The sequence below is a fragment of the Chryseobacterium urinae genome (assembly GCF_030518295.1).
Classification (GTDB): Bacteria; Bacteroidota; Bacteroidia; order Flavobacteriales; family Weeksellaceae; genus Chryseobacterium; species Chryseobacterium mucoviscidosis.
This window is the reverse complement of record NZ_JAULSJ010000071.1, coordinates 1-3044: the sequence shown is the minus strand read 5'-3', so window position 1 is coordinate 3044 and position 3044 is coordinate 1. Positions and strand designations below refer to the sequence as shown.

General features: G+C 33.4%; 5 protein-coding genes. All 5 read right to left on the bottom strand.

The genetic code is table 11. The features are described 5' to 3' along the window. Positions 1-54 precede the first annotated feature (54 nt). From QWT87_RS20915 to QWT87_RS20895, 5 genes are read right to left on the bottom strand one after another with little or no spacing between them, the layout of a single operon-like run. Positions 55-456 carry an OsmC family protein gene (locus QWT87_RS20915; protein ID WP_028123739.1) on the bottom strand — a complete coding sequence of 134 codons (402 nt, stop codon included), beginning with the start codon at positions 454-456 and terminating at the stop codon, positions 55-57. Between the two features lie 2 nt (positions 457-458). Further along, positions 459-1178, bottom strand: a complete 720-nt coding sequence (locus QWT87_RS20910) for a hypothetical protein (protein WP_302718658.1) — start codon at positions 1176-1178, stop codon at positions 459-461. A 46-nt stretch (positions 1179-1224) separates the two neighbouring features. Continuing rightward, on the bottom strand, positions 1225-2196 hold the full coding sequence (msrA, locus tag QWT87_RS20905; protein ID WP_302718656.1) for a peptide-methionine (S)-S-oxide reductase MsrA: 972 nt from the start codon (positions 2194-2196) through the stop codon (positions 1225-1227). Positions 2197-2203: 7 nt separating this feature from the next. Then, positions 2204-2698 (bottom strand): peroxiredoxin family protein, encoded by a 495-nt coding sequence (locus QWT87_RS20900; RefSeq protein WP_302718654.1) that lies wholly within the window; start codon positions 2696-2698, stop codon positions 2204-2206. Continuing rightward, complete coding sequence (locus QWT87_RS20895) at positions 2695-2901, bottom strand: hypothetical protein (protein ID WP_302718652.1); 207 nt, start codon at positions 2899-2901, stop codon at positions 2695-2697. The genes QWT87_RS20900 and QWT87_RS20895 overlap by 4 nt, the downstream gene beginning before the upstream one ends. Between the last annotated feature and the right edge of the window lie 143 nt (positions 2902-3044).

Sequence of the window (3044 nt, the reverse complement as noted above, 5' to 3'; positions counted from 1 at the left end):
CTCGTGTCCTTCGGACAAGACGAAAACTTAGTTATTAGTGGCAGTGCATTTGATTTAAAGCGTTATAGGCATTATATCCCATTCGCTATTTAACAAACGGTGGATATAACAACGGTCGGCTTGTTTTATCAATTCTTCTTTCTGCTCTTCGGAAAGATTACCTTCAATAATCATTTTAATTTGAATAGTGGTTTTTAGCCCTCCTTCCCCTCTTGCTACTTCTTGCACTAGTTCGGCTGTTACATTCTCTATCTCCCAGTTGTTTTTGCGAGCAATAAAACGGACAGTTCCGACTTTGCACATTGCCAAACCGCTTAAAACAAGTTCTGAGGGTGCTAAACCTAAATCTGTTCCTTTACTTGTGATAGGTTCGTCACCAATAATGGTGTGCTTACCATTAGTGATAATACTTTGGAAGCCTTCTTCAATGTTTTTAATTTTAATTACTGTTGCCATTTTTATATAAATTTAGATCCTAAAAGTTTAATTTTATCAAATATAATAGGAGGATAATATGAATGTGCATCTGCACAAATAGTGCATTTTCCAGTTTTAATATTAATATCGTCATCAAGGTCTTGATAAGGAAAAATATTGAATAATAATTCGTGTTGCAAAAGAGTTCTATAAAATAAAATATGTTGTGATTTTGAAGAAATAGTATCAATGCGATTGAATAATTCTTCTGCACTTTTCAAAATACTTAATAATTCTCTTACTCCATCATACATAAGTACATCATCTGTATTATGAATATCTACTTTCATTTGTTCCAAATCATTTAAGAAACATTTTATGGCTCTTTTTCCATACAACAGTTGTTTTCCATTTGCATCAGAAAACTCATAACTGAAATTTTTTATTGTTTCTTGAAAGAAAGAATAAAAAGTCCGTATTTGTTCTGTATTGTGTTGTAGTTCTTCCTTTATATTGTCTTTTTCTATTTGATTTTGCACTATGCCATTTGCTGAAAGTTGAGCTTTTAACGCTAAATATAGAAGTATAGAGCCAATGAGTTGAGAAATAGGATTTGTTATACCGCCAATCGCATCGCCAACAACGCCAAAATTACCAATGCCTGTTTTATTGAGCAATGGAAGTAGTAATGGAAATAAAAATGTTAATAAAATACCAAAAAGCAAGAGCCATTTTGCATTTTTATCAAGACTATTTTTCATTCTTTATTTTTTAAATTGCTTCATTAAAAATTTATGTCTTCGTCCATTATTTCTTTAGTTTATCCTGATAAAGCGATTTTAATTTTGCTAATTTGGGATTTATCACTGCGGTACAATATCCAGCTTCGCTATTGCGATTGTAATAATCTTGGTGATTTGCTTCTGCTTTGTAAAAATGCTCAAACATTTTCACTTCTGTTACAATCATATCATCGTAGGCAGGTTGAACTTCTTCAATGACTTTTAAAGCGAGCATTTTTTCTTCTTCTGTTCTATAAAAGATAATGCTACGATACTGTGTTCCTCTATCAGCACCTTGTTTATTTATGGTTGTTGGGTTGTGAGTAGTTAAATGAATTTTTATCAAGTCTTCAAAGCTGATTTCAGAAGGTAAGTAGGTAATTTCAATTACTTCTGCGTGACCGGTAGTTCCAGAACACACTTCTCTATAAGTAGGATTGATAATTTCGCCACCACTATAGCCGCTTTCTACTTTTACAACTCCTTTTAGTTGTTGAAACATCGCTTCTGTACACCAAAAGCAACCACCACCAAATGTAATTTTTTTCTCATCAGATTTTACTTTCTTTAGAGCGACAGCATTTATGCAAAATCGCAATCCGCTTGGCATAGGCCCATCTTGAAAAACGTGTCCCAAATGAGCATCGCAAGTGCTACAAGTTGTTTCTATTCGATACATACCAAATGTAACATCTTTGATATAATTAATTACATTCTCTTTAATGGGCTGTGTAAAACTAGGCCACCCTGTTCCACTTTGAAATTTTTCTTCGCTGTCAAAAAGTACAGTGTTACAACATATACAAGCATATTTGCCAGGTTCAAACAAATTACACATTTCGGAGCTGTGAGCTCTCTCTGTTCCTTTTTTACGAGTTACATAAAATTGTTCTTCGGTAAGAAGTGATTTCCATTCTTCTACCGATTTTTCAATTCTTTGATCTGGTTTAAGGTTGCCATTATTGGCTAATCTTATTACGTCTATCCATTTTTGCATAAAAAAATTATTTAATTGTTTGTAAAAATTCAATTGCTTTTTCGGTATTCAAATGAAAATCATTGAACACTACTTTTCCTTCTTGGTTTATAAAAATGAACCAAGGGGTTCCTCCTGTTCTGTAATGATACATTACACTTGAAATATTATGTGTACTTTCATTTCCCTCATCTTGTCCAAAAGGAATTTCTAATTTATACTGCTTTTGTGTTTCTTTTAATTTTTCAAAAGTGTTTTGACTTTTGCCTTCAAACACCGTTTGAATAGCGAAGAACTTGATTGCTTCATTGTTTTCTAATGCAGAGACCATTTGTTGTAGGGAAGGTAAGCCAATTTTATGGCAACCAGGGCACCAACTTTGGAAGCAATACAATACAATGAACTTTCCTCTGTAATTAGAAAGCTGTATAGATTCAGTATCTATTCCGTAGGCATCAATCCACCTAAATTTTTCAAGTTCTGGGGCATCAAATCCCTCTATACCATATTTTTTATTATTCATTTACCATTTTTATTTATAAGTAATTTAAACACAGATTTCGCAAATCTAACATATTCATTCGTTTTTAAGTCAAACCCTATCCATTTGTAGTGGTTTCCGTATGGACACAATGGGGCATTGATTTCTCTTCCATCTCGTAATTCGTATCTATTTGGATCTATATCATATTCTACTTTTCTTATCCTTTTCAATTCAGGTTTCATTGTTCCTTGTTTTGGCTTGGCATTGCCACTAACGGTTTGGGTATTGCCGAAGGCGGGGGTTTTTAGCACAAAAGTTCAATCGAAGAACGAATGTTGACCATTGCACAAATGCCCAATCGAAGCCTTTCAGCCCCACTATTGCA